Here is a 25,767-nt window from a genome sequence, read left to right as displayed (position 1 = left end):
TCCCTGCGCTTAGAAAGTCAAAGAACTCCTGACCGACGCTGTCGGACAGAAGCTCTTTGACTCCCTAATGCTCAGGACCTAATCGGCTCGCTCCGCACTCTACCCGACCTTCTCCAAAGAAATCAAATGCCCATTCACGCTAACCCCATAGGTTGGGATTGGGCCACTAATGACCGTGACATTGGTTGCGGTTGCCGTCAGATCAATCTCTAAGACACTAGCCGCAATCTTCATCCGGTAAGTCAGCCGGTGAATCTCCTTTGGTAAATGATTGGTAAAGTGGACGACCTCATCTTGGACGTAGAAGCCCGAGAAACCGGCAACTAACGCCAGCCAGCTGCCCCCCAGATTTGCCAGGTGCAAGCCATCCGCCGTGTTCTTTTGCAGGTTGACCAGATCCATTTGCGCCGTATCCATGAAGTAGTGGTAGGCCTTTTCTGGATCGCCCATCCGCGCCGCCAAAATGCTAAAAATTGAGCGTGACAGCGAGGAATCGTGCGTCGTGACCCCTTCATAGTAGTGATATTCGCGCTTCAATTGGTCATCCGTCAAGTCCTCCGGGAACAGGTAATCCGCCAGCAAAGTATCGGCCTGCTTCGCCACCTGGTAGCGGTAAATCGTTAACGGATGGTAGTGCAACAACAGCGGGAAGTTTTCCGGTGTCGACCGGTCGACCGGCCAGCGCGGCTTGCTCAAGAAGCTGTCGTCTTGCTCGTTAATGTGCAGGTCCGCACTGTATGGCAGATAAACGTGTTCAGCCAAATTTTCGAAGACGTCTAAGTCCGCTCGACCGATACCAAACTTATCTAACCCCTGCGGATCATCCTTTAAAATTTCCTTAGCTAAATAGGCCACCAGTTCAAAGTTATGCTTGGCCAATCGGTTGGTGTAGTAATTGTTGTTGACTAACGCCGTATACTCATCCGGCCCCGTCACCGTGTGGAATTCAAAGCGGCTATCGGTCCCCACTTGATGCCAGGAGCCGAACGCTTCCCAGAAGTGCGCCGTTTCCAGCACCATTTCAAAGCCACACTGCTCGATGAAGTCGATGTCCCGGGTGATTTCGTAATACTTGCCGACCGCGTAGGCCACGTCCGCATCAATGTGGTACTGCGCCGTTCCGGCTGGGAAGTAGGCCGAGGCCTCCTCACCGTTGATGGTCCGCCAGGCAAAGAGTGCCCCCTGAGCCACGCCCAAGGCCCGTGCCCGTTGCCGCGCCTTGGGAAGCGTTTGGTAACGGTACAACAGGAGCTGCCGCGCCATCTGCTGGTTGGTGTAAATGAAGTAGGGCAGCATATACATCTCGGTATCCCAGAAGTAGTGGCCCTCGTAGCCGGACCCGCTCAGGCCTTTGGCCGCAATGTTCGTCCGACCATCCCGCCCAGCCGCTTGATTCAGCTGGAACAGGTTGTAATGGATCGCCAAATCCAGTTCGTCGTTGCCGCTGACCGTCACTTCACTGCGGTTCCAAACGTCCTGCCAGAAATCCCGGCTGTCCGCTAGTAACACTGACAGCGAGTTCGCCATGAACGGCGCCGCGGGATCAATCGTATTCTGTTGGCCAATGGCCCCCACGTACACCTCATAGGTCAAGTCGTGGGCCACGCGGTCGCTCAAATCGACCGTTTGCCGCAACAGGCCATCGCCGGGCGTCAACATCCCCAAATAAATCGTGACCGCCTGCTTGGTCTGCCGCGTCTTCACATGGTACCGCTGTAGGTTACGGCCCATGAATTCCGTCTCACAAATGGGGAGCCCCGCCATCCGCGTCTTCCGGGGATCGGCGGACGCAATGGCCTCGGCCTCAGCCGGCACCGCAATGGACTTACTGATGACCAAACCACCCGCATAGTTGGCCGCCATGAAGCTATAGCTGGCCGCCCAAAATTCCGTCTGCGTCTGCCCAATCGTAGATTTCATAATCATCGTAATTGTCTCGCCCTGTAACGTTTGCAGGGTGTAATGCTCCACCAGGGCTCCGGTCGTCAAATCCAAATCGGCCGCCGTTCGCTCACTGTTGGTGAAGTCATGGCCGGTGGCAGTTGCCACGTGGATGTGCCGAAAGTCTGGCAGATTTAAAATCGTTTGGTGCTTTGTCGCGTAACCGATACCCGCCTCCCCATAGGTGATGGGGGCAGTTTCATAAAAGCCATTGATCAGCGTTCCCGTGATGGGATTGCCCGTAATTGGATCATTGGCCCGCACACCGAAGTGCCCGTTAGCCAGCGAAAAAATGGTTTCCAAGTACTCCGGCTGGTGGTCGGCCACGTCGTGCAGACGGAACGGATCGTATTCCCCGACCAACACGGTGACCCGGTGGAAAATCTCTGGGTCGGCTAGTAATGGCGACAGGAGTGGCGCCGTCAGATCAACTGGCTGATCCGCCACGTAGTACCCGCTCATAATCGTATCCAGCTGTTCAAACAACTGATAGCTCCGGTGTAAGGCGTCGCGTTGCTCGTCAACGACCGGAATGCTGCGGTCATCCCACAGTGGGCCGTTTAAATCGGAGCCCTGAATCAACGTTGGGTAGAACAGCATGTGACTGGCAATCGTGCAGATGCCCATTGACTTGCAGAGCTGGCTGACGGCTAAGGCAATCGAGCCCCCGGCCGAGTCGCCGCCCAGCGAAATCTGCTGATAGCTCTTGGTCATGGCCGCCACCACGGCTAACCCGTCCAAGATGCCCGCCGGATAGGCCTGTTCCGGTGCCAGCGCGTAATCCACGTTGTAGACCACGCAGTTCGCCTGTTCCGCCACGAACTTCAGCGCCAGCAAAACATCTTCCGGCGTGCCCCCATAGTAGGCGCCGCCGTGGAAATAGATCAGCGCCTTATCCGCGGTCAGATGGTCCATCCGGGCGATCCGAATGACCCGGACCCGCCGATTCATGGATACGATTTGCTGCATCTCGACCTTCATTTCCACGTTGGTTAAATCCCGTTGGCCGGAGGTTTCTGTCCCTTGCCGCAGGCTAAACAAGTCTGTCGGCAATTGTGGGTTCTCTTCAATTTCGGCCACGGTCTCCCAAACCAATGGCTCGAAGGTGTGAATCGGGTCGCGTTCCTTGATCCAGCTGGTCACGCCATCCTCAACACTGCTGACCCGCATTTTCTGCAGCCGTCGCAACTCATCGTTGTACCCCAAAGACTGCTTGGTTGTCGTATCATTCAACATTTTGATTACCCCTCTCGTGAAATAGTCGTTCCGACGAATCTTTCATGCTGAAAACCCGTAACCTCAGCCCAACTAGCAGATGGATCCCCATCCATCGCCGGCGCTTCCAGAAAAATGGCGGCAACGCATTTCACGTTCGGCTATGTTTTAACACCAAAATGGCACGGTGTAAACGGGTTATCAGCGACTTTTGACATTTTTTCAAAGTGACCATCACCACAAGCGCTGCAGCCAGCGAATCTGTTCAGTAAACCAGCCCGCCACCTCTGCTTGCACGTAGCGTTGGCCAAACGTGGCATCGTGACGCGTGCCAGCCGCAAAGGCCGTGACCGGTCGGGCCAAGCTCAACGCGTGCGGCCCCCGCGGATACAGGTGAAACCGCACGGGCACCCCTTCGCGCCGCAACGCCTTCACGTAGCACTGCGCGTTGATTGGTGGCACGAGTTCATCCGTCGCCGTCGTCCAAATGAACGTCGGCGGGTTCTGCGCCGTCACCAGGTGGTCGGCCTCCGTCAGCGCCCATTTTCCCGCAATGGCTTGCCGGGCCGCCGCATCGACCGGCCAGCCTAATCGCAGGCCAATCACCGGGTAAGCCAGGGTCACCGCCCACACGGAACAATCCTGACGCGGCAATTGGCAACGCGGCGCTAACTGCGGCCACAAGTCGGCGTAGAGTGCCGCCACGTGACCACCCGCGGAGAAGCCGACCAGTAAGAGATGGTCGGCATCCACCGCGTAGTCGGCAGCCCGCTGGTGAAACCCCGCAACGACGTGGGCCACCTGTTCCAGCACGGCCGGGTAAACCGGCGGCTGGTCTAGTAACCGATAGGCCACGACCGCTACCGCATATCCCTGTGCCAGGTACTGGAACGCGACAATTTCATTTTCCCGGTCGCTGTAGAACCGGTAGCCGCCACCCGGCAAGAGAATGGCCAACGGCCGCCGCGGTGGCTGGTCAAAGTCAGCGATGGCGGCCGGTTGGTACAACGTCACGGCTACCGGATTTGCCGGCGGCCCGAACGTTAAGTTAAGCGTCTTCATTTAATTTGCCAGCGTCATCCTTCATGGCCTTGGCGGACGCAATCTCATCTTCGTCCAGCTTGTAGCCGAAGAACAGGATGACCAGAATCAGTAAGGCTAAAATAATTGGTAACCAGACGAAGCTGGTGCTGATGGCGGTCAACGCCTTGGCGCCTTGAATCTTGGCCGTGGCTTGGAAACCACCCCAGGTTAAGAGCCAACCAGAAACTAAACCACCGAAGCCCATGCCCAGCTTAGCCCCCACCATTGGCACGGAGGACAGGATGCCGGGTTCGTCAATGTGCATTTCGGAACGCGCGTATTCCACGGTGTCCGCAATCATAACGAAGGCAATGGAGAACGCCGCCCCCATGGCAACTAAAGCAATCACGTTACCGGCAAACAGGAGTGGAATGCTCTTGAAGCTCATGATGATTTCACCGATGGCAAAGGTAGCCATGGCCAGAATCATCACGTTCCGGTGTTTCATAAATTTACTCAGGAACGGAATGGAAATGTTCCCGATGACGGCGACGATGACCAGACCATTGAAGGCCCCCACCAGGTCGGCCCGGCGGTAAACGTAGGTCAGGTAGTAAACGGCCGTCTGCATCCGGATAACCCAGAACGTTTGTAACAGAATGAAACTCAAGCTCAAGACGACCCACGGCTTGTTCTTGATTGCCCCTTTCAAAGATTCGCCCACGGAGAGGTGGCCTTTGATTTCTGGCGCATCGGCTGAGTCATCGACGATATCATCCTTTTCACGCAGGTTGGCAAAGGCGCCTAAGAACAGCACGATGATGGCAATCCCGATAAAGATTCCCCAAATCATCCAACCTTTTTCAGCGTTCTTGCCCCCTAATTTGGCAACCATCGGTAAGGAAATGGCCCCAATCACAGCGGTCCCAATGTTCGTCATAACCATCCGGGCACTCGCCAGGTTGGTCCGTTCGTCAGGGTCCTTAGTCAGGCTAGGCAGAATAGCAGTAATCGGTGTGTTCGCCCCAGAATAAACTAAGCTAAATAATGTGTAGACAATGGAGATCCAAGCGAGCTGGAAGACCTTGTTGCCGCCAAATGATGGGTTGAAGAACAGCAGCATTGTCAGAATCCCCAGTGGAATCCCAAACCATAGGAAGTATGGCCGCGCCTTCCCGTATTTCGAATGCGTGTGGTCAATCAAAAATCCATAGACCACACCATCAAAGGCATCAATGATCCGAACCACGAAGAACAGGGTTCCCACAAAGGCTGGTGAGATGCCCATAACCGTGGTGTAGTAGAACAGTAAATACAAACCAACAATTTGCCAAATCAGGTTCCCAGCCAGGTCGGTCGACCCGTAGAAGAACCGTTGCTTCCATAACTGAGCTTTACTCATGATACTTACCTCCCCCAAAATTTCTTGCACGTTTCCAACAATCCGTAACCGCTTACATATATAGCATAACGGTTAAGGGCCTCAGCTGTAATCCTAAATTCTGACTGGCAACTTACCTTTTCTAACCTCCTCAGCCGTTCACTCAGCTTAGTTAGCCAGAATTGACTTACTAACTGCTACCGTCGACCCTATCATACGCGATATGTGACAAAATCAGTAGTTGGGGGGCTTTATTAGTTATCAGTTTTAACCAATTGCTCCAGAACTAGGGCGCTTGGTTTTCTGACTGAAAATTAGTGTCAAACTGACCGCCTCCGGCTTCCAGGGATTCCGTCTGCTGTGGGGCCCGGTTCCAGCCAAAGGGCGGGCTTCCACCTCGCTTTGAAGCCGCGAAACCCACCCGTCTCCAAAGTCGGCCCATGCTGTAGAGCAGGAAAGAACCCTGCTCAACACCATCGACACAGCCGCCTCCATCCCTGGCTTCCTGCGGCTAAGATTGGTTTTTACCCATGACGGAGTGGCCCCCTAGTTCTGGAGCACTGGTTGCTCTTCTTGTTCTGCCAACTATTAATCTCATATGCCATAGTAATCACCAATACAGCTGAGTTTATTTTCGACGCCCTCTCGGCTGAGAATGACGTTCCCGTTTATTTTACTTCTATCTCAGAAAATAGTTTAGCCTATTCTCTTATCCGCCGCTATTGTGAATACCAAAACAGCCGTCTCCCTAATTAATAGCGGACACGGCTGTTGGATCAGTCATTTCGGTTTAATTTTGTGACGCCGGGCTTAGGCCTTCGTCAGGTAGTTGGCTTTGATTTGCTTGATTTGGGCTGGGGTAATCTTTAAGCCCTTCTTGATGTAGTTGTTCATTGAGCCGTAGTGTTCCTTAACTTGGCTGTAGAACAGGTTCAGTAACGCTGGCTTAGCCCACGTTACGTTCAGTTGGGTGTTAGATAATAAGTAGTCGCGTTGGATGTCCTTCTTGCTTACCCCTAAAATCGTGTAGAGGATTGCGGCAGACGTTCCCGTCCGGTCCATCCCGTGTGAGCAGTGGAATAACAGGGCACCCTTCTTGTTGTTGGCAGCAGCGACCAAAAATTTGTGGTAGCTCTTCTTGGCAGATGGCTTGTTGGCCATGTCGCGGTACATACCTTCATCATCGTTATCGTAGTTGGACTTGGTTCCTAAGATGGAGGAACCTAAGTATTTAACACCGGCAATCTTCACGTCTGGCTTTTCAGCAATTTGAGCCTTGGTCCGCAGATCAAAGATTTCCTTGACGTGATACTTTTTCACTAACTTCTTCGTATCCGCCTTCGTCAGTTTTTCCAGTGAATCACTCCGCAGTAAACGGTCCTTTTTAACGTGTTGACCAGTCTTGGTCTTGTAACCACCCATGTCGCGCATGTTCTCGGCACCGGCCAACTTGATAGGTGCGTTGACCTTCTTGGAAATAGCTGGTTGCAGGTCTGCATCCTTCTTGGTTGTCGCTGCTTGAGCAGGCGCGGCGGTAGCCCCGAGTAAGACCAATGCACAACTGATTGAAGCTAAAACGGCACGAATTTTCATGTAAGTGTAATCCCCTTTCTGAATAAGTTAACTTTACCAAGACCAAGTAAATTTTTCGCAAGGTTTATGTAAATTTTGCGTATTAATTATTCTGACTGTTATTTAATTATTAATTATACTTTATTTGTAAATTCATAACTAATTGAGGCGACAATCACACCTAACCGTAGTAACCGGAACCCTTAAGGCGTTAACCACTCACCGATTGATTAGCCCTATCGTGTCAACACGCCAACGTCTCAAATTTTAATTGCGGATGCTAACTGATTTCGACCGACTCCTTCAGAATCAGCCTACACGTACGCTCGTCTAACCCCACAAAAATACAGCACGCCAACTATGGTCATGCTGTATTTGAACCTATTTAGAATTAGACACATTCTGTCACTTGCATCCTTAATTATCCATGTGGTAAACGGCGGTTGAAACATCATCAATCAAAGTTTCAGCTACATCATATAATTGCGCATCACTACGGCCTTTAAGCACATCATCTAAATCATTGTAATCATTCAGAATCCGCGCCTTATCACTCCCATAGCGGCCCTTAAAAAGCTTATAGGTTTTAATAATCCCCTGAATGTCGGTTGGATTATCATAGTCTGCTCCTAGTTCCTGTGAAATCACGTCATATAGGTCTCGATCACTCGCTCCATCATGGTAGGCTACCTTATAGTTCATATGTGCAAACAGGCCCAAAGCCCGATTCTGTACATCCGGGGACATCCCTTGAATGATGCGTTTCATGGCCACGATATCTTTCTTCTGCCGTGTATAGGTTGGTTGCTTACGCAGATTACCGTGCCAGACCCAGCCCTTAACCTTGCCAGACTTATTTTTAACGTAGTAGTAAGTCACCTTTTTACCATTGCTCTTGCGAATCTTCGCTGACTTGTACGTGTAAAAGTTAACTTTGGCGTACTTGCTGGCTTTATGCGTCCGCTTGGTCAGCTTCGTGTTCCGATAGAAATAGCCGTTGCTAATCTTGTAGGCCGCCTTCTTCATTTTCTTGGTCTGTAAAACCTTGGTTGCGGCTTGTGCCGGGGTCGTGACTTCAGCCGTCACACCTAACGTTGCCACGGCTAATACCGCTACCAAAACTGTTCTGAACTTCATATGTATCCTCCCGTGAAAGGCTAACTTTGGCCTTTCAATTGATTTGAACTGTCCGTTTGTAAACAATCCACTACTAAGTATAGCCATCCCCCGTGGCCGATAAAATTTCTCGCGACTTGCTAGTCTGCTTGCAGGATTAGGTCTGAAAAGGTCATTGGTCCTGAGCAAACTTCAGACCAAAATAAAGGCACAGCGAGCTACCACTGTGCCATAACCTTATTCATCTGCTAACAACCAATCAACAATATTAACAACTGGAATTCCGGCAATTTCTTGAACATCACTATAACGTTGCGTGATTAGGAGTTTTTGATAATTGTCCCGAATATTTAGTAAGTTATCAGTTTCATGCGTATTCTGTGGGATCTCATAGGTCACTTGTACATAAAGCACCTGATCAACCTTACGCGCAACGAAATCAATTTCAGCCGCGTCGAGCTTACCAACATCAATCGTGTAGCCACGCCGTAATAGCTCTAGGTAAACAATGTTTTCTAACTGACCACCATAATTTCCAGGTCGGCGGCCCACAGCATTCCGCCGCAAACCAGCATCAACGACGAAATATTTACCAGCAGTTCGCAAGTAGCCTCGGCCACGAAGATCATACTGTCTAGACCGATAAAAAAGGAAAGCATCTTCCAACAGACTTAAATACCGCTCCACTGTATGATTACTAGTGGTGATGCCTTCACTCTTCAAGGTATTAGCAATTTTGGTTGGCCGTGCCAGTTGGCCAACGTTATCAGCCAAGAAGCTGACTAACGCACGCAACGTCTCTGTATCCCGAACATTGGCCCGCATTGAAACGTCATTCAACACGATTGTATCAAAAATACCATCCAAAATGGATTCCTTGATTTCCGGCGCAGCTAACACAACTGCTGGGAAACCACCATAACGTTCAAACTCATTAAATGCTTGATCAACCATTCGAGAGTCAGGCGCAATGTCTTTGGCGGCTAAAAATTCCTTAAATGAAAAGGGATAGATTGGTATTTCAACGTAACGTCCGCTTAATAAGGTTGCTAACTCACCAGACAACATTTTAGCGTTGGATCCCGTCACCACGATATCACAATCATAGCTGACCCGAATACCATTGATTACCCGTTGCCACCCATTAACCATTTGAATCTCATCCAACATCAAATATTGGTGCGCTTGCTTATTTAATAACGGTTTTAATAATGCCACTAACTGCTGTTCATCCCGAATAGTCAGTAAGTCTAGCTCTTCAAAATTAAAATAGATAATATTTTCACTGGCAATTCCCTGGGACTCTAAGTAATTTCGATACAATTGTAGTAAAACGGACTTACCTGAGCGACGAACACCCGTGATGATTTTGATGGCATCCGTATCCTTGAGAGCAATTAGTCGATTCAAATACACAGGTCGCGCAATCACAATGGTCAACTCCTTTGTCAACGTCTCAGTTAGAGCCATCTTACCAAGAAACCAGCAGAAAAGGAAGTATACTTCCATTTTTGCTGGTTTTTGTCATTTTTGGAAGTATGCTTCCATTTTTACCTATTTTTTTAGTTTTTGGAAGCTTCGCGTACCAAAGTCTTAACGCAAAAACTTCTCCAGCCAGTCCACGTAGTACTGCTCCCGACCAATCGCGTGGTCCAGAATCAGATAATGCCCATAGGCCTGATCAATTGCCGCCTGGTCCGGGAAGACCGTCTCGCGGCGTTGCTTGAGGTGGGCCAACTGAGCGCGGTGGAGAACCGCCTGTTCCTGCAGCATAGGCTGAAGCCGCGGGTCGGCCGCCGTTTTAATAAAGTAGAGTTTTAAAATAAATTCGTCCTTGGTCGCCGACAACTCTGGCGAGGGTTCGCTCACCCAGGCCACCAATTTCGCATGGCCGGCCGGCGTCAACGAGTACTGCTTCTTCGCCAGCTTCTCGCCCGTCACCGTATCCTCATGGGTGATGTCGCCGCTTGTTTCCATTCGCTTGAGCATGGGGTAGATCTGGCTGTGTTGGGCCTGCCAGAACTCCCCGATTTCATTTTCAAACGCCTTCGCCAGGTCGTAGCCGGTCTGGGGACGCTGATTCAGTAGGCCTAAGATGATGTATTGTAGCCGATTTCGCTGACCGATAATCATCAGCCTCCTTCCATTTTACGAGAATTTTTCTCGTCACAAACGCGTTGCGCTGTCTCAATTGAACCAGTTCCCCGGAAAAACATCAAGGAAAATCGTTGACAAGTCCCGCGGAAGTGACTATGATAATCAAGTAAATAAAAACATGTAATTAATTACATGTTTTCCTGCAGAATAGAAGGAGATTTTTAAAATGACTAAAACTTTCAAAACCCTGGATGACTTCCAGGGAACCCATTTCATCTACACCTATGACAACGGCTGGGAATACGAATGGTACGCGAAGAACGATCATACCGTCGACTACCGAATCCACGGCGGTATGGTCGCCGGCCGTTGGGTCACCGACCAAGAGGCCAACATCGTCATGCTGACGGAGGGCATCTACAAGGTTGCCTGGACGGAACCAACTGGGACCGACGTGGCGCTGGACTTCCTGCCTAACGAAAACAAGGTCAACGGGACCATCTTCTTCCCTAAGTGGGTTCAAGAACATCCTGAAATCACGGTCACTTACCAAAACGAACACATTGACGTAATGGAAGCCGCCCGCGAAAAGTACGCCACCTACCCTAAGATGGTCGTCCCAGAATTTGCGACGATCACTTACATCGGCGACGCTGGTCAAAATAATGAAGACGTCATCAGTGAAGCCCCTTACCAAGGCCTGCCTGACGACATCCGTGCCGGCAAGTACTTTGATGCCAACTACCAACGGGTAAATAAGTAAACGCAGAGTGGGACAAAAGGCGGTTAGCCGGCGAGCATTAAGGCTGCTAACCGAATAATCCTGGTCTTGGATTGTTTGGTTAGCAGTTTTAAGCGGAACCGGGTGCCTTTTGTCACACGTTTCGACTAGATAAATGGGTACGCAAAAATGAGTCTGGGGTTCTGTCCCAGACTCATTTTCTACTTCAAAATTTTTAGAAAAACCGCCGCCATCAACGCCGGTTCATCCTGAATGCTGGCAGTCATATAGGCGGACTGCTGTTCCTGGGTAAAGTCAAGACGAAAGCCCTTTTGCCAAGCCAACACTTCCGTGAAGACCCGCAACGTCCGACCATTTCCCTCGCGAAACGGGTGAAACAGGTTGATTTCGGTCACCAGATTGCCCAGGGCCGTGGCCACCACCTGCTGGTCCGCCGGTAACGTCGCGAAATCCGTAAGCTGCCGCTGAATATCCCACTCGGCATTGCCAAACAACATGACGGGGTGAAAGTGGGTGACGACCCCATCAGATGTTTTGTTGAAATCTACTTCGCGGTAGTGACCCGCCCAGTCGTAGATGTCACCTAGCAGTGCCGCATTGATGCGCTTTAGCTCGGTGACATCCTTACCGGTTAGGTGGTACCCGTCCGGCAAAACATAATTATTTTGCCGGATAAACTTTTGTTGAATGGCACTAGTGTTGTATTCAACTGCATGCAATTTTTCGTCTTCAGTGATGCCCAATTTATTCTTCAGCGTGCCATTTTCTTGAAGATAGTCCGCCCAAATTTTCACTTATTTGGCACCGAGTTTCGCGCATTAATTTTTGCCAAAATCTCTGCCCCGGTCAGTGGTCGGCCTAAGTCATCAGCCTCTCTGGCTAGCTCAATATCCGCGACCGTTGGTTCAAAACCCTCGTACATATTACTGATAGTTGCATCCAGTGTTGCCCGATATTCCGCTTCATTTCGAAACGGGACGCCCATAATGGTGAAAGCTTGATCATCGTGTTCCAAGTACATAATTGCCTCATCCTCCTCTATACTAATTAACTCCGTAAAAACTGCGTCATTGTTCGCCAAAAGTTGAATTAATTTAACTGCGGGACCACTGGGCGCATAATCTGCCTGTTCCCAGTGCTGGACAGTTCTGACGGAGACGCTGAGCAACGACGCCAACCGCCGTTGACTGATACCATAATGTTGGCGGATGAATTTAATGTTCTGTGCGGTTCGACTCATCGCAATCACCTCAAACGTATTATACCCTTCAAGGGTAGTTATTACGTTCAAAGTGCCTGCTGCATCCCCAACTTTTGCGGTATACTGAGAGCAAAACTTAGAGAAAGTAGGTCAACAACTAATGGCAAACTATATCAAAGAAGTGCGGGATCTAGTGGGACACAAGCCCTTAATTTTAAACGCAGCGGCGGGCATCGTGGCCAACGACCAGCATGAAGTGCTGCTTAACCTGCGGACCGACACCCACAACTGGAGCCTGCCTGGCGGTTACCTGGAATACGGTGAAACTTACGACGACGCCATGATTCGCGAGTACAAGGAAGACGCCGGCCTCGACGTTGAAATCGTCAAGCCACTAGGACTCTTCGATCAAGGCTTTACCAAATATCCCAACGGCGACGTGACTCAGGTTATTTCCCGGCTGTACCTGGTGAAACCCGTGGGTGGGCATACTCTGGAAACGGCGACGGACGAGACGCTGGATTTGAAATATTTCCCGTTGGACCAGTTGCCGCCGCTGTTGAATCAACAGACGGCCGACATGCTCGCCGCCACCAAAACTTACTTTGACGGATTGGCGCACTGATTCGCCTTACCGGACGGTGAAAATAGGCCGGAACGCTGTGGCATTCGTTCCCGGCGGCGGATTCAAAGCGCCCTGCTGTGGGGTCGGTTCCAGCCTGTGAAACGGGCTTCCACCTCGACTTTGAGCCAAAGTTCGGTCTCAAAGGTCGTCCCATGGTCTAAGCTGAGTGAGAAACCTCAGCTAAGGCCATCGACACAGCTGGTCGCTTTGATCCGCCTCTGGTCACTGACATTGGATCGCCCATTTTACTGTCTTAAAGACTCTTAAAGACGACCACCGCACCAATCAATCTCGTAACAGGCACTTTTTCACAATAGCCTCAAACTATTTAAACCTAGTCCTCCTCAACCTCACGCCAGAAACTTAGAACCACTAAGAAGCCACCGGTCCCTAGCCCAACCGCGCGCGAAAATGAATCATCGATTGGCCACAGATAGAGCTCAACGCCCAGGCAAATGAGGCCTAACCAAAACACTAACGTTCGATAAAAATGCCGGTTAAATTGCGTTTTCATGTGTCCATCCCCTCGTGCTTCACAAATTCTAAAGCCAATTTAAGTGGGCTTAGAATACGCCAACGCTGGGCAAGGATAAGTAGATTCACCCCAATTTGTTTGGTGACCATTATAACCTCTAACAACACCAAAATGCCCGAGACAACACCGTCTCGGGCATTTTGACTATCATTCTCATATTCACTTAAAACCGACCGCTATTTACTTGTGGCACTGGACAAGACCAGCGTCTGCCTCCGGACTGCTGAAACAGGACACGCTGGTGGATGTTAGTGACCAGAGGCGGGCCAAAGTGACCAGCTGTGTCGATGGCCTTAGTAGCGTGGTTTTCGCTACTTAGCCCATGGGACAACCTTTGAGACCGGTCTTTGGCTCAAAGTTGAGGTGGAAGCCCGCCCTTTGGCTGGAACCGGCCCCACAGCAGGGCGCTTTGAGCCCGCCGCCGGGAACGGACAGCCCCACGTCCGGCACGGTTTTCACCAGTCCGGAGACCCGCGTTAGGTCCAGATGCCGTACAAATCGGCGGCAGAGGACGGGTAAGCGAAGAACGTGTCATGTAGCGCTTCTGGTGTCACATGTTGCTGGATCAAGAGGGCCAACTGGTTAATCACCGTGTCGGCCTGGTAGCTAATGGCTTCGGCACCAATTACTTCACCACTTTGACGATTAATCACCAACAGTAATTTTGCATCGGTATCATAGTTTCGTTGATACGTTAACCACTGACTCAGGTCAACGGTCTTCAGGGTATAGTGCGCGGGATCTTGACGCGCAGCCGCAACACTGGCGCCCACCTGCGCTAACCGGGGGAGACTGAAGACGGCGCTGGCCTGAAGCGGATAGACAATCGGAAAAGCTTGGGGCGCACTCAGCGCATCGCCCACATATTTGCCTTGATAGATGGCATAGTTTGCCAAATTAGGCGTTCCGGTGACGGCACAATCCCCGACCGCATAAATCTGGGGATTGCTAGTCTGCAGGTACTCATTGACGCGAATGCCGTGGGGGGTTACGGCCACCCCAGCAGCTTTCAAATTCAAGTCCTCGACGTTAGCCAGTCGGCCTAAAGCCGCGTAAACCACGTCGGTGGACCAGTGAGCACCCTGCTGCGTCGTCACCTCAAGTCCCGTCGACGTCTGGGCCAACCGGGAAATTTCATCGTCAAAAATCATGTGCACGTTGTGTTTGGCCAGGCTAGCTAACAGTGTTTGGACGAGTTGGCCATCAAAACCGCGAAGCGCCACGTGGTTGTGTTGAACCAGCGTCACGGCGGCGCCCGCCTCACTCGCGATACCGGCAATCGCAAAGGCAATCACGCCGGCACCGAGGATAGTGATCCGTTGTGGGAGTTGATGACTTCGGAAAAAACTGCCGGAGTGTTGAATCAACTGGCCGCCAGGAATCGCGACTTCACGGGGACGAGCCCCGGTCGCAATCACAAAATTTTTCGCTGTTAGCCGTTCGCCATTGACGCGTACCTGCTGGCCATTCACAAATTCGGCATGGCCCTCAAAGGTGGTGACGCCATTGGTTTGGAAACGTTGTTTAAACCGTTCCTGCGTCTGCCCCACGACGGTATCCCGATGAGCGGCTAGTCGTGACCAGTCCACTGGTGGCACCGGGCCATTCTGTTGGGCAAACGCACGGTGGGCTTCAACGCCCGCTAGTAAGACTTTCTTCGGGGTACTGCCCCGCGTCACGGTGGTGCCACCCCAATCACGCTGCTCAATAACCGCAACGGATTGACCGTGGGCAACGGCCCGCATAGCTGCACCGGCACCGGCACCGCCGACACCCCCACCGATGACGATGGTCTCAAATGTTTGCGTCATGAAATCACTTCTATTCGCTGAAAACGTCGGCAGCACTACTGGTATCTGGTGCGCTCTTTGGGTGTTGCACTTCACGACCGGCGGCATCCTTGTACCAAACGACTGCAGCCTCTTCACTTGGGAAACCTTCAACCGTTGAAACGGGCAGGTTCAGGTGATCGGAAACCATTTGCGATGGGGACGTTGCTAACCACTTGTTCAGGGAAACGTCGGAGTAAACCGGGTTCTTGAACAATTCGATAAAGATCAGCGGTTCCGTCCCAATGTTTTGAATGTAGTGACCGGCTTCCTTAGGAATAACGCCCACGTCACCGGCATTAAAGTTAAACGTCCGGGCTAACGTGTTGGAATTGAAGACACCCACCTTGGCTTGACCTTGAATGTAGTAATCCCATTCCTCAGACTTTGGGTGCCAGTGCATTTCCCGCATCCCACCGGGTTGCACTTCAACAATGGCCGCAGAAATCGTCTTGGCGGCTGGGAACACAGATTGATCAATAATCCAGACCTTGCCGGCTTCAAATTCCTTGGCGGGAACATCCTTCATGTGCAGCGTCAGTGGCGTCTACATTGGTGTCCCGGGTTTTTTCACCGTGTCGATGGGGCCGGGAACGTTGCCATTAAAGATGTATTTTTCATGACTTGGGAGTGGCTTCAACGTGTCTTCGTCGACCTTAAAGTTAGCCGCAATCACGTCTTTAGGCGTGTGCGCCAGCCAATCGGTCAGGAGGAAGGTGTTGTTTTCAGAAAAGTCGGGTTCACTGAAGACTAACAGAAACTCACAGCCTTGGTCCAGCGCTTGAATGGAGTGGGGAATCCCCGCTTCGAAGTCCCACAGGTCACCAGCTTCGATGTCGTCAATGAAGCTTTCACCCTTTTCGTTCAAGGCCGTGACCCGAGCGTTCCCGCGTAGCATCATCGCCCATTCGGCCTCCTTGTGCCAGTGCATTTCCCGGTAAGAACCAGGCTTCAAGCACATGTCGACACCCGCTAAATCGTGAGAAGCGGGCAGTTCACGGTTGGTGACCTCACGCGTCCAGCCGCCAGATTCCAACCGCATATGCACGTCGGAAAAACTAAAACGGAGGTTCGCAACCGTCCCGTGGTCAGTGGTTGGTGGCACCAATAAGTCCGGGTTTTGTAAATCGCGTTGATAGTTCCGGGGGCCCTGGTCGATCCAGCCAGTGTGGTCTTCATTACGAATTGGTTCTTGCTTGTCAGTCATTCGAAAATCCCCTTTACCTATAAGATAATTTTAGTATAAGTCACTTGTTACCGTTAATCAATCATATAGGCAACTTTATATATTACAGATTACATTAAGAAACCGTAAACGTGTTGTAAATAAAGAAAGTAATCGTTATTGTGCCACGTATAACGTTTTATGTAACGTTTTTACTAAGCAAAAACCAGCCATCGACTAAATGACTGGTTTTGGATGAATATTCGCTTATTTGATTACAGAATAATAGAAAAGTTAAGCAAATTCAGTGCCAGAAAAGACTTCACACCGGCCACAGAAGTAGCAAACAGAATAAGTTAAACCAGTGTCAGCCGCAGGACCGGTGAAAATGGGCCACGCTGTGTAACTTAAAATCCAAGGTACCGCTGAACAAACCGGTTAGACACCACTGCCTACAACTTAGAAAAGTTGCCCGTGTCAGTGACCAGAGGCGGATCAAGATGACCAGCTGTGTCGATGGTCTTAGCAGAGCGATTTTTCTCTGCTTAGAGCATGGGACAACCTTTGAGACCGTTCTTCGGCTCAAAGTTGAGGTGGAAGCCCGCCCCTTAGGCTGGAACCGGCCCCACAGCAGGGCACCTTGAATCCGCCGCCGGGAACGGCAATCGGAACCCTACTTTTCTAAGTCGAGGACGGCGTTGAAGACTTCCTGGGGTAGCTCGATATCGCTGTGTGCCGACTGCCGCTTGTTCACGCTCTGTCGCCGCAACAACGCCTGCTTCTTAGACGTGCTACGCTTCTCGCCATTGACCGCGGCGTTCTTCCGCAACGGTGGCACGTCAACGCGGGCCAGGGCCTTGCCCTCAACCACGGATTGAACTGGCATCGGGTTCAGTTTACGCGGAATCACGAACTTTAATTTGTGAACCAGCTCTTGGGCCATCTGTGGTGCGTCCTCGCGGTGAACCACAAAGGATAGCGCGTCGACCCGGGCGTAGTTCACATGGACCTCCACCTTGACCACGTCGGCGATATCGTAGCCCGCCAGTTCGGTCGTCAGTGTGGCGTACCCGTGAGAAACGGACTTCAGCGCGTTGAAAAAGTCGTAAGCAATTTCAGCGAATGGTAATTGGTATTCGAGGACGACTAAATCCCCTTGGTTACGCATATCTTGGAGCTCCCCCTTGTGCTGAGTCGCCAGCTTCATCACGTCACTCAGGCTCTCGCTGGTCGTGGTGATGGTCGCCGTGGCTAAGGGTTCCTCGACATAATCGATTTGACTGTAGTCGGGGAACTTGATGGGATTGTCGACAATCACTGGTTCGTCCACGTTTTTCACGTGCACACGATAGGTCACGTTGGGCGCCGTAGTCAGCACGTCCAGACCGTACTCGTCATGCAGGCGTTCGCGGATGATTTGTAAATGAAAGATACCCAGGAAGCCACACCGGAAGCCGGCTCCTAGGGCGTCGGAACTTTCTGGCCGGTAGTGGAACGACGCATCATTGAGTGCCAGCTTTTCCACGGCCAATTGTAAATCGTGGTAGTGATCACCCTGGGGATAGAACCCGGCGAAGACCATCGACTGCGAGGGTTGATACCCCGGGAGCGCCGTGGCCGTGGGGTTGGCCACACTGGTCAGCGTATCCCCGACCCATAAGGCTTGTGGGTCCTTCAACCCAGTCACTACGTAGCCCACATCGCCGGCCACCAACTGCTTGGCAGCGACCCGTTGTGGCGTGAAAATGCCAATTTCGTTGGCCGTCACCGGTTGGTCGGTGGCCATTAATTTCAGCTTATCGTTCGGCTTCAGCTGCCCATCCATCAACCAGACGTAGGCGATGATGCCCTTGAAGGCATCGTATTGGGAGTCGAAAACCAGCGCCTTGAGTGGTTGTTTCACCGATCCCGTGGGCGCCGGAATCGTGGTGTGAATGGCTTCCAATACATCGTGGACATTCAGGCCGGTCTTGGCAGAAATCTTAAGCATGGTGACGTCGACAAAATCTGGGGACAACGACCGAATCTGCTCGGCGGTCCGCTCAACGTCCGCCGCAGCAGCGTCAATCTTATTGATAACCGGAATCACGGTTAGGTGGTTGTCCTGGGCCAAACGCAAGTTGGCAACCGTTTGAGCCTGCACCCCCTGGGTGGCATCGACCAGTAAAAGCGCGCCATCACTAGCGGCAAGGCTCTTGGACACCTCATAGGTGAAGTCGACGTGACCCGGAGTATCGATAAAGTTATATTCGTATTCCTGGCCATCATCGGCCGTGTAATAATTACGGACCGTCCGGGATTTTACGGTGACACCGTGGGCTTGTTCCACGGCCAAATCATCCAATAGCTGGGCTTGGCTTTCGCGGTCGGAAACGGTTTGGGTCTGTTCCATGATGCGGTCGGCCAGCGTGGATTTTCCGTGGTCGATATGGGCGATAATCGCAAAATTACGAACGTTTTGAATTTGCATGCAGTTCCTCCTCAAGGATGCCGTCGAGGTAATAGCCAAACGTTTGGCAAGCCTCGGTTTCTAAATCAATCTGAAAAATGGGAAAATCGGTCGCCAAACTGGTGTGGTTGAAGCGTTCCAGTCCGGCCAGGTTCATTAAACCACTAATAATGGCGCTCTGACTCACAAAGAGATGACTCGCGGTCGCCACACTGAGGCCGGACACCTTGGCCGCCACTGTCTGGCCTAACGCTAGGTTGGCGGCGTACAGGTCTTGGCGCCCTTGCCGCGTCTGTTCGCGGTCGGCATGGCCTTCCAGGACTGGCCCCCGCAAGGCATTCAGCCGGACTAGGGTCGCGTGGTCGGTGATCAACGTCCGCGTCTCCGCCAGCAAACGAGCCTTTAACTCCGGGGGCGTCAAGGCAGGGCCCTTCGCCAGGTCGGCGTTAAGGGTCGTGAAGTAGCGCTGGTACCCGGTCAGCAGGAGTGTCATGAAAAGACTTTCTTTAGTCGGATAGTAGTTGAACAGCGTCCCCTTGGCCACGCTGGCCTGACGGGCAATCTGGGCCATCGAGATGTCGGTGAATGCCTCCCGCTCAAACAGTTGCCAGGCCACCTGCGCAATCCGCTGAGCCTTGGCCTGCTTGGCAGTTGGGGATAAGGTGTTGCTCATTTAGCGCCCTCCTTTCAAAATTGACCATCAGTCATTTTTACAATCCTCTAACCATATACTGTCGAATCCCTTTGTGTCAACTAATTTGTTAAAACTATCCTTTCACTAAACAAGGATTGGCGTATAATAATAAACGTAGCAAAAACTTAACAAATTAGTCCGGTGTTGGGTAGTCAATATTTAAGCAACTGCCTGTTCAGGTCATACATAATCTCATCCGCTTAGTGTTCGTTGCTGCAAAAACCAGTGTCGTTAGTCAATAAACGACAAAATAGAACCCACACATGTGCTAGTCAGTTTCGCCAATGCCAGTACGGATTCCATTAGTGTGTTGCTAGAACTCGCGAGAATACCGACCAGTTGGCAGTGACCAGAGGCGAATCAAGGTTCCCGGCTGTGTCGATGGTCTAAACTGAGTGCTTTTCTCAGTTTAGAGCATGGGGCGACCTTGGAGACTGGTGAATTTCCAGGCTTCAAGTCGAGGCGGAAGCCCGCTTCCCAGGCTGGAGCCGTCCCCCATAGCAGGGAACCTTGAATTCGCCGCCGGGAACGAACAGCACGACCAATCTGTATTCCCGTCAAGGCTGACTACCCACACCAAGCGGTAACAAACGTCTATTGATCTCAACGGCTGAGCCAACGCGCAAGCTTTCACTGTACGCGGGCGACAGCCTTTTTTCGTCCCTAACATCCCAAAAAACTGAGGAGTGAACCCTATGAAAACTTGTCCCAACTGTCACCAACAGGTGGCGCCCGATAGTATTTTCTGTGAACACTGTGGCTTTGATCTGCGGACCGCAGCCGCAACGACCCCAACCAAAGCCCACCGGTCACGCCGGCGCAACAAGGCCTCTAAGCCCGGTAAGAAGAAGTCCAAATGGCTCAGCCGCGGTGTGTGGGCCGTTCTCGCCGTCGCGGTCATCGTCGTAATCGTCCTGGCTGGCTCCTTTTACAATAAGCAGGCCGGCAAGGAAAAGCAGATTGCCACCATCACCGATTACATCACCGACAACCAGAGTGACGATTTCGCCAAAAAATTGGTTAGCGACAATCCCAATTTAAAAATCGACGGTGACACGGTCCAGCCGCTGTTCACCTACGCTCGGAAACACCCGAACTACGTGGCCAACATGAAGGCTGACCTGCAAAAGAACGGCGAGACGCGCGACCACACATTTACGCTAGAAACCACTGGCCACAGCTTCCTGGTTTTCCCGATTTATAAGCTGCGGGTCACCACCATGCATCCCGTGCTGACGACCAACGTTGCCAACGCCACCTTGATGGCCAACAACCAGGCCCTGGTCACCTCGAAGAATAACCATTACACCTACAAGGCGGGTCCCCTGTTCCCCGGTCGCTACACGTTCAAGCTGTCCGGAAGCCAATCCAAGGCCAGTGTAACCGCCGATTTGGTCGCCAGCAACGCCGTCAGCAAGCACGTTGACCTGATTGCCCAGGCGGCCAAGAAAGGCCATGACGTGACGAACAACAATGAAGATGAAACCACCGTTTCTGATGCGACTGGCGGAAAAGTTGAGGACGACACTACCAGCGACGACAATGATGACACGGATGACACAGATTCTAACGACAGCTACGATGACCTTTCCACCGAGGCGACAACGGCTGTGGATGAATTGTATGCTGCCGACTACATCGATGACGAAGACGATTACACCTACACGGAGTCTAAGCCGCAACCACACGTCACCGAGGTCAAGCTGTACGATGCCGATTCCGGTGATCACGACAGCACGTACCGTTATGATGATATCCACGATATTTTAGCTGAATACAATTCGTCGACCGGTAAATTTGAGACCGTTGACACTGACGACGACTAACGAAAGGACTGTTCCCCATGAAACAAACCTACTACCGTATCTGTTCCAACTGCGGCAACCAGAACGCCGCCGACGCTAATTTCTGTTTAAAATGTGGTACGACCCTGTCAGCCGCGGACGAATACGCCCTGATTCCCCACGCTGCCGACCAAACGTTTCCGCTGTTCGACCTGGAACTAACGCCAGATGAGGTCGCTCAGACCAAGAATTTCCGAATCACCGAGGACCGCGACATCCCCGCCGGTTACCGTTCCGCCGGCTTAATGTTTGCCGAAAGCGCCGTGGCCCCACGCGCGGGCGCTAAGGCCGCCTGGGAAGACCTGATGAAACACGTTTACGCCCTTTTGCTCGCCAAGGGGTATGACGGCGTGGCCCGGGTCTCCATCCAACCGGAACCGATGCAACCGAGTCAGCTCTGCCTGTATGGTGAAGCTTTAATTGTCGATACTCAGCACTAATAACTGGAGGAATCCTTATGCATTTAACCCATTACGCAGCCCCCGCCAATGATCAACCTGGCGGCGGGGCCGCTAACTTCTGCCCCAACTGTGGCCAACCGGTCTCAGCCACGGACACATTCTGTCCCAACTGTGGCGCCAACTTACAGGTCGCTACCGGCGACACGAACCAATTTCAAGCGCCTCAACAACCGCAAGCAACCACGCCAACACAACAACGGACAGCCCCCACTCGGCCAGCCCGCAAGCCACGGCAACCGTGGTCCAAGAAAAAGAAGCGCCTCTGGTGGGGCATTGGTGTCGCCGCGGTAGCCGTCATCGGCTTCTTCGTGTGGGGCAGCAATCACTACTCCCGCGCGGCAACGCTGGACCGGACCATCAACGATATCAAGAGTGGCAAGCACCTGACGGACGACTTCACCAGCGCAAGTTCTGATTTGACGTTGAGCAAGTCTAAACTATTGCCCATCAACCGCTACTACAGCGACCATTCCCGGGATTTGAGCAAGCTGAAGGCCGATCTCGATAACAGCGGTCGCAGTGCGGACGGCGATTTCGTTTACGAACAAAACGGCCATCACCTATTGTTCTTCCCGAAGTACCAGATTAGCGTGAGCCCGGTCTACCCGACCGTCACGACCAACCATACCGGCAACGTGATCACGCTGGATAACCACAAGATTGCGACCGCCACGTCTGACAGCTTCACCAAGAAACTGTCCGCCATGGTGCCCGGTGAATATCACCTGCAATCCAAAGGAAAAATTGGTGGCCACAACCTGACCAACAGTAGCGATTATCACATCACCAGTAACAAGACATATGATTTGGAACTGACCACTATTTCAGTGGAACTAGACACCGTTGCGGGTTCTAACGTGTACTTAAACGGCAAGAAGATTGGGACCGCCGATAGCACAGGGACTTACCAAATCAAGAACGAACCGTGGACGTCCGATATGAGCGTTTACGCCGCCTACACGTCCAGTGCTGGTAAGGCCACAACGCCAACCACCAAGTTGAAAAAGGATGATGACGGCAGTTACGTCGACTTGGATTATAAGGATATGATAGACCAGAGTGACGCCGACGACTTCATTTCAAGCCTATTCGAAGCCGCGCAAAATCTCTCGGACCATGACGATAGTACCGATGACGATGGTGACGATATGTCCGACTTCTTTGTCAACGGGACCAGCAATAACTACTACGCTGATCTTAGAAAGATGGCCAAGGGGTACAACGACAACGACGACCTCGACGCCATTAATATGGATACCGACGTGACGGACGTTAAGCCTGGCCCCAATGGCACTAGTGAAGTGGTCTTCACGGTTGAATACACGTTTGGCCTGAGCGATTACGACTACGACCACGTGCAGGACTTCCAGTACACCGCCACGGTTCAACCTGCTAGTGACGATTCATCGCAAAGCTACGAAATCGTGAAGTACGGTCACGCTGTGAAAACGTCTGACCGTCACGAAGACGAATAAGGAGGCTCCCAATGGAAAACGGTACTAAATTCTGTCCCCACTGCGGGAACCAACTCAGTGCGGACGCTAAGTTCTGCCCCCGCTGCGGCTTCGCAATGGCTAACGTCAGTGACTCGGTTAGTCAGCCCCAACCGGAACCAGCACCAACGCCAGTTGAACCCGTCCAAGCAACTCCACAGAGAACCACCGACCCAACGGCTAATCCATTTACTTGGTTCATAGAATCTTTAAAACATCCAGCCGAACCCATTGTCGGCGCTAATCCATGGTTTGGTCCCTGGCTATTAGTAATTGAGTTGCTAATAAACATCACAGTAATCTATCTCATCGACAGCGAGTCCAGAGCCTTCGTGTCCAGCGACTTTGATTTCTATGACGACTACGTCAATAAAATTGGCAGTAAGAGTTTTCTAGCAGCGTTTGGTCTGGGAATGATTATTTTTCTCTTCATCCTCATTCACTTGGGATTAAGCTACGGCATCCGGCGCTTAAACGACACTCACGCAGAATTAAACTTTTGGGAATTCACAAATCATTTTGCTGGCATTTCCAGTTTTGCCTTAATTATCAGTATCGTAGCTTTCATGACGACCATTTTTATCAAAGTTAACGCTACCCATTCAGCCAACTATTGGGTGCCACAACTGCTAACGCCTTTGACATTAATGTTTAATCTCAGCTACGTTTACAGCACGATTCGTGAGACGGAGAAGCCCCGTTGGGAGAAGCTTTACGTGATTCTAGCCTCTGAAGTTTTATTAATTGTTATTTGCGCCGGAATCATTTACTTCCTCGTCAAGCAACACGCCATGCCAGTTCTATAAAAATTAGTCAAAGGAGGTCCCCTAATGGATAACCCTAAGTTTTGTCCCAATTGTGGCAACCCGCTCTCCGGCTCTGCCCAATTCTGTCCCAAGTGCGGCTATCAACTTGGTAGCGTTGCTTCTGCACGTAACGAAGCGCCCCAAGAACCAGTAACTCCCGACCCGGTTCCTACTCAGGACACTCCCCAAGAGAACTTTACTGGAAACTTTTTCTCTTGGTGGCGAGACGCCCTTCGTCAACCAACGCTAGCCCCAATCAATGCCAATCATTTTTTCGGCATTGGATTCCTACTGATCAACCTGGTACTGACCACGATGATTGCCTACTTAATCGCCAATCATTTTATCTTCATGTCAATTGCCCAATACTCGACGAAGGTCCGCGCCATGATACCGGCCGGCGAGATTCACCGTAAACTTGCTTTCGGCTTATTCTTAATTGCCCTCTTCATCTACGCGCTCTTCCTGATTGTGGCCTACGTCGTTAGACAACTTGGCGACACCCAGGCTCCCCGAAACTTCTTGGAGTTTACAAACCACTTCGCCACCAGCGCAAGCAGTCTCGTGATTGCCAATATTGCTTTACTGATTATTGCTGTATTTGTCAACTTCACCACCACCATAAAATCCAGTGATAGCTACACGGTTACCGATAAGAAATTTGAGCGAATTATACTTTTTATGGTTGCCCTCGTCGTTATCACGGTACTTATGTTGTCGCTGCAATATTTCACGACAACAATCGACATTGTGGCTCCGCGACTAGATAAGATTTACCTGCTGATCATTGCGACGACCGTCACCGTCATTGGCCTCGTTTTTATTGGCAAGTATGCTTACCACTCAGGAATTGATTTCTTCAAATACCTCAGTCACTTACTAGAAAAATTCTATTATTAAACCAAAACGCCAGGAAATTTTCCCGGCGTTTTTAATTCCAACTTTTAAAGTGGTATTCTAAGATTTATAACCAAACCAAATGGAGGACGAACAATGAGTTTAATTTATTTGAAACGGGCAACGGCGGCCGACGTGCCAGCTATCATGCCCATTATTGCTAACGCTAAGGCTCTACTGAAGGCCGATGGCAGTCCACAGTGGCAAGATGGCTACCCGGACGAAGCGGCCATCAGACGCGACATTATGGCCCAACAGAGCTGGTTGTTGATGGTTGATGGTCAGGTGGCCGGAACCGCCGCGCAGGTGGTCGGTGACGACCCGAACTACCACGAAATCGATGGCGAGGGCTGGCACAACACGACGGCTCCCTACGCCACGATTCACCGGATTGCCCTGAGCGCTGGCTTTGCCGGGCAACACCTGAGCCACTACTTCTTCTCCAACCTGATCAGCCAGGCCTACCAAGAGGGCGTCCGTAACTTCCGCATCGACACGCATGCCATGAACAAGCGGATGCAGGCGATTGCTGGGAGCCTAGGCTACCAATACCGCGGCGAGATTCGTGTGGACGAACCCGGCGATAACCTCCGCCACGCCTACGAGCTGAATTTAGCAGATTAGCCAAGTGTCACCATTTTACGGGCTGTCAGCGCTCACTTAGCGGACGACCCACTGAAT

General features: G+C 51.5%; 21 protein-coding genes and 1 pseudogene. 8 read left to right on the top strand and 14 right to left on the bottom strand.

Annotated elements, in window-relative coordinates; genetic code table 11:
- Positions 1 to 99: 99 nt before the first annotated feature.
- The 7 genes from EKM84_RS04700 to EKM84_RS04670 all read right to left on the bottom strand — a co-directional run bounded on the left by EKM84_RS04700 (position 100) and on the right by EKM84_RS04670 (position 10,375).
- Positions 100 to 3,177: an alpha/beta hydrolase fold domain-containing protein gene (locus EKM84_RS04700; RefSeq protein WP_125764186.1), complete on the bottom strand. Its 3,078-nt coding sequence runs from the start codon at positions 3,175 to 3,177 to the stop codon at positions 100 to 102.
- Between the two features lie 213 nt (positions 3,178 to 3,390).
- Positions 3,391 to 4,218 carry an alpha/beta hydrolase gene (locus tag EKM84_RS04695; RefSeq protein WP_125764184.1) on the bottom strand — a complete coding sequence of 276 codons (828 nt, stop codon included), beginning with the start codon at positions 4,216 to 4,218 and terminating at the stop codon, positions 3,391 to 3,393.
- Complete coding sequence (locus EKM84_RS04690; RefSeq protein ID WP_125764182.1) at positions 4,205 to 5,581, bottom strand: MFS transporter; 1,377 nt, start codon at positions 5,579 to 5,581, stop codon at positions 4,205 to 4,207. The genes EKM84_RS04695 and EKM84_RS04690 overlap by 14 nt, the downstream gene beginning before the upstream one ends.
- A 789-nt stretch (positions 5,582 to 6,370) precedes the next feature.
- Positions 6,371 to 7,153 (bottom strand): tyrosine-protein phosphatase, encoded by a 783-nt coding sequence (locus EKM84_RS04685; protein WP_125764180.1) that lies wholly within the window; start codon positions 7,151 to 7,153, stop codon positions 6,371 to 6,373.
- Between the two features lie 396 nt (positions 7,154 to 7,549).
- Positions 7,550 to 8,269, bottom strand: coding sequence for a hypothetical protein (locus tag EKM84_RS04680; protein ID WP_125764178.1), 720 nt, complete (start codon positions 8,267 to 8,269; stop codon positions 7,550 to 7,552).
- A gap of 216 nt (positions 8,270 to 8,485) precedes the next feature.
- Positions 8,486 to 9,679, bottom strand: a complete 1,194-nt coding sequence (locus EKM84_RS04675) for an ATP-binding protein (RefSeq protein ID WP_125764421.1) — start codon at positions 9,677 to 9,679, stop codon at positions 8,486 to 8,488.
- A gap of 162 nt (positions 9,680 to 9,841) precedes the next feature.
- The gene (locus tag EKM84_RS04670; RefSeq protein WP_164511323.1) at positions 9,842 to 10,375 is read right to left on the bottom strand and encodes a PadR family transcriptional regulator; all 534 of its coding nucleotides are present in this window, start codon (positions 10,373 to 10,375) and stop codon (positions 9,842 to 9,844) included.
- Between the two features lie 196 nt (positions 10,376 to 10,571).
- Between EKM84_RS04670 and EKM84_RS04665 the strand changes: the two genes are divergently transcribed.
- Positions 10,572 to 11,108: a phenolic acid decarboxylase gene (locus EKM84_RS04665; RefSeq protein ID WP_125764174.1), complete on the top strand. Its 537-nt coding sequence runs from the start codon at positions 10,572 to 10,574 to the stop codon at positions 11,106 to 11,108.
- Between the two features lie 179 nt (positions 11,109 to 11,287).
- Here EKM84_RS04665 and EKM84_RS04660 read toward each other — a convergent pair whose 3' ends face one another.
- Both EKM84_RS04660 and EKM84_RS04655 read right to left on the bottom strand, forming a co-directional pair.
- Positions 11,288 to 11,881, bottom strand: a complete 594-nt coding sequence (locus EKM84_RS04660; protein ID WP_125764172.1) for a Fic/DOC family protein — start codon at positions 11,879 to 11,881, stop codon at positions 11,288 to 11,290.
- Entirely contained in the window at positions 11,878 to 12,327 is a 450-nt protein-coding gene (locus tag EKM84_RS04655; RefSeq protein WP_125764170.1) for a helix-turn-helix domain-containing protein, read from the bottom strand. Before EKM84_RS04655 ends, EKM84_RS04660 begins: the two co-directional genes overlap by 4 nt.
- Before the next feature lie 121 nt (positions 12,328 to 12,448).
- On the opposite strand from EKM84_RS04655, the gene EKM84_RS04650 reads away from it, so the two are divergent.
- Positions 12,449 to 12,913: an NUDIX hydrolase gene (locus tag EKM84_RS04650; RefSeq protein WP_125764168.1), complete on the top strand. Its 465-nt coding sequence runs from the start codon at positions 12,449 to 12,451 to the stop codon at positions 12,911 to 12,913.
- Between the two features lie 334 nt (positions 12,914 to 13,247).
- Here the strand turns inward: EKM84_RS04650 and EKM84_RS04645 are convergent, their stop codons facing one another.
- The 5 genes and pseudogenes from EKM84_RS04645 to EKM84_RS04625 form a co-directional block, all read right to left on the bottom strand.
- Positions 13,248 to 13,427 carry a hypothetical protein gene (locus EKM84_RS04645; RefSeq protein ID WP_125764166.1) on the bottom strand — a complete coding sequence of 60 codons (180 nt, stop codon included), beginning with the start codon at positions 13,425 to 13,427 and terminating at the stop codon, positions 13,248 to 13,250.
- 497 nt (positions 13,428 to 13,924) lie between these two features.
- A complete protein-coding gene (locus tag EKM84_RS04640) occupies positions 13,925 to 15,259 on the bottom strand; it encodes a dihydrolipoyl dehydrogenase family protein (RefSeq protein WP_164511311.1) in 1,335 nt (444 codons plus the stop codon).
- A gap of 10 nt (positions 15,260 to 15,269) precedes the next feature.
- A pseudogene (locus EKM84_RS04635) lies at positions 15,270 to 16,484 on the bottom strand (cupin domain-containing protein).
- 631 nt (positions 16,485 to 17,115) lie between these two features.
- Positions 17,116 to 18,912: a translation elongation factor 4 gene (lepA, locus tag EKM84_RS04630; protein WP_125764162.1), complete on the bottom strand. Its 1,797-nt coding sequence runs from the start codon at positions 18,910 to 18,912 to the stop codon at positions 17,116 to 17,118.
- On the bottom strand, positions 18,890 to 19,564 hold the full coding sequence (locus EKM84_RS04625) for a TetR/AcrR family transcriptional regulator (protein ID WP_125764159.1): 675 nt from the start codon (positions 19,562 to 19,564) through the stop codon (positions 18,890 to 18,892). Before EKM84_RS04625 ends, lepA begins: the two co-directional genes overlap by 23 nt.
- A gap of 716 nt (positions 19,565 to 20,280) precedes the next feature.
- Between EKM84_RS04625 and EKM84_RS04620 the strand changes: the two genes are divergently transcribed.
- From EKM84_RS04620 to EKM84_RS04595, 6 genes are all read left to right on the top strand, one after another.
- Positions 20,281 to 21,411, top strand: coding sequence for a TcaA second domain-containing protein (locus EKM84_RS04620; RefSeq protein WP_125764157.1), 1,131 nt, complete (start codon positions 20,281 to 20,283; stop codon positions 21,409 to 21,411).
- 17 nt (positions 21,412 to 21,428) lie between these two features.
- The gene (locus tag EKM84_RS04615) at positions 21,429 to 21,869 is read left to right on the top strand and encodes a zinc ribbon domain-containing protein (RefSeq protein WP_125764155.1); all 441 of its coding nucleotides are present in this window, start codon (positions 21,429 to 21,431) and stop codon (positions 21,867 to 21,869) included.
- A 17-nt stretch (positions 21,870 to 21,886) separates the two neighbouring features.
- Positions 21,887 to 23,365, top strand: coding sequence for a zinc ribbon domain-containing protein (locus EKM84_RS04610; RefSeq protein ID WP_125764153.1), 1,479 nt, complete (start codon positions 21,887 to 21,889; stop codon positions 23,363 to 23,365).
- An 11-nt stretch (positions 23,366 to 23,376) separates the two neighbouring features.
- Positions 23,377 to 24,189, top strand: a complete 813-nt coding sequence (locus EKM84_RS04605; protein WP_125764151.1) for a zinc ribbon domain-containing protein — start codon at positions 23,377 to 23,379, stop codon at positions 24,187 to 24,189.
- A 24-nt stretch (positions 24,190 to 24,213) separates the two neighbouring features.
- Positions 24,214 to 25,089 carry a zinc ribbon domain-containing protein gene (locus EKM84_RS04600; protein WP_125764149.1) on the top strand — a complete coding sequence of 292 codons (876 nt, stop codon included), beginning with the start codon at positions 24,214 to 24,216 and terminating at the stop codon, positions 25,087 to 25,089.
- 93 nt (positions 25,090 to 25,182) lie between these two features.
- Positions 25,183 to 25,710, top strand: coding sequence for a GNAT family N-acetyltransferase (locus EKM84_RS04595; RefSeq protein ID WP_125764147.1), 528 nt, complete (start codon positions 25,183 to 25,185; stop codon positions 25,708 to 25,710).
- The last annotated feature ends 57 nt before the right edge of the window (positions 25,711 to 25,767 follow it).

Origin of the sequence: Levilactobacillus mulengensis, assembly GCF_003946045.1 — a bacterium.
In the GTDB taxonomy this organism is placed as follows: domain Bacteria; phylum Bacillota; class Bacilli; order Lactobacillales; family Lactobacillaceae; genus Levilactobacillus; species Levilactobacillus mulengensis.
Note: the sequence above shows the minus strand (reverse complement) of the source record. Positions and strands in the feature narration are given on the sequence as shown.

What these genes read in the sequence shown, in the direction of transcription:
- EKM84_RS04700 (WP_125764186.1), bottom strand. Translation starts at nt 3,177, where the DNA reads ATGTTGAATGATACGACAACCAAGCAGTCTTTGGGGTACAACGATGAG.
- EKM84_RS04695 (WP_125764184.1), bottom strand. Translation starts at nt 4,218, where the DNA reads ATGAAGACGCTTAACTTAACGTTCGGGCCGCCGGCAAATCCGGTAGCC.
- EKM84_RS04690 (WP_125764182.1), bottom strand. Translation starts at nt 5,581, where the DNA reads ATGAGTAAAGCTCAGTTATGGAAGCAACGGTTCTTCTACGGGTCGACC.
- EKM84_RS04685 (WP_125764180.1), bottom strand. Translation starts at nt 7,153, where the DNA reads ATGAAAATTCGTGCCGTTTTAGCTTCAATCAGTTGTGCATTGGTCTTA.
- EKM84_RS04680 (WP_125764178.1), bottom strand. Translation starts at nt 8,269, where the DNA reads ATGAAGTTCAGAACAGTTTTGGTAGCGGTATTAGCCGTGGCAACGTTA.
- EKM84_RS04665 (WP_125764174.1), top strand. Translation starts at nt 10,572, where the DNA reads ATGACTAAAACTTTCAAAACCCTGGATGACTTCCAGGGAACCCATTTC.
- EKM84_RS04655 (WP_125764170.1), bottom strand. Translation starts at nt 12,327, where the DNA reads ATGAGTCGAACCGCACAGAACATTAAATTCATCCGCCAACATTATGGT.
- EKM84_RS04650 (WP_125764168.1), top strand. Translation starts at nt 12,449, where the DNA reads ATGGCAAACTATATCAAAGAAGTGCGGGATCTAGTGGGACACAAGCCC.
- EKM84_RS04645 (WP_125764166.1), bottom strand. Translation starts at nt 13,427, where the DNA reads ATGAAAACGCAATTTAACCGGCATTTTTATCGAACGTTAGTGTTTTGG.
- EKM84_RS04640 (WP_164511311.1), bottom strand. Translation starts at nt 15,259, where the DNA reads ATGACGCAAACATTTGAGACCATCGTCATCGGTGGGGGTGTCGGCGGT.
- lepA (WP_125764162.1), bottom strand. Translation starts at nt 18,912, where the DNA reads ATGCAAATTCAAAACGTTCGTAATTTTGCGATTATCGCCCATATCGAC.
- EKM84_RS04625 (WP_125764159.1), bottom strand. Translation starts at nt 19,564, where the DNA reads ATGAGCAACACCTTATCCCCAACTGCCAAGCAGGCCAAGGCTCAGCGG.
- EKM84_RS04620 (WP_125764157.1), top strand. Translation starts at nt 20,281, where the DNA reads ATGAAAACTTGTCCCAACTGTCACCAACAGGTGGCGCCCGATAGTATT.
- EKM84_RS04615 (WP_125764155.1), top strand. Translation starts at nt 21,429, where the DNA reads ATGAAACAAACCTACTACCGTATCTGTTCCAACTGCGGCAACCAGAAC.
- EKM84_RS04610 (WP_125764153.1), top strand. Translation starts at nt 21,887, where the DNA reads ATGCATTTAACCCATTACGCAGCCCCCGCCAATGATCAACCTGGCGGC.
- EKM84_RS04605 (WP_125764151.1), top strand. Translation starts at nt 23,377, where the DNA reads ATGGAAAACGGTACTAAATTCTGTCCCCACTGCGGGAACCAACTCAGT.
- EKM84_RS04600 (WP_125764149.1), top strand. Translation starts at nt 24,214, where the DNA reads ATGGATAACCCTAAGTTTTGTCCCAATTGTGGCAACCCGCTCTCCGGC.
- EKM84_RS04595 (WP_125764147.1), top strand. Translation starts at nt 25,183, where the DNA reads ATGAGTTTAATTTATTTGAAACGGGCAACGGCGGCCGACGTGCCAGCT.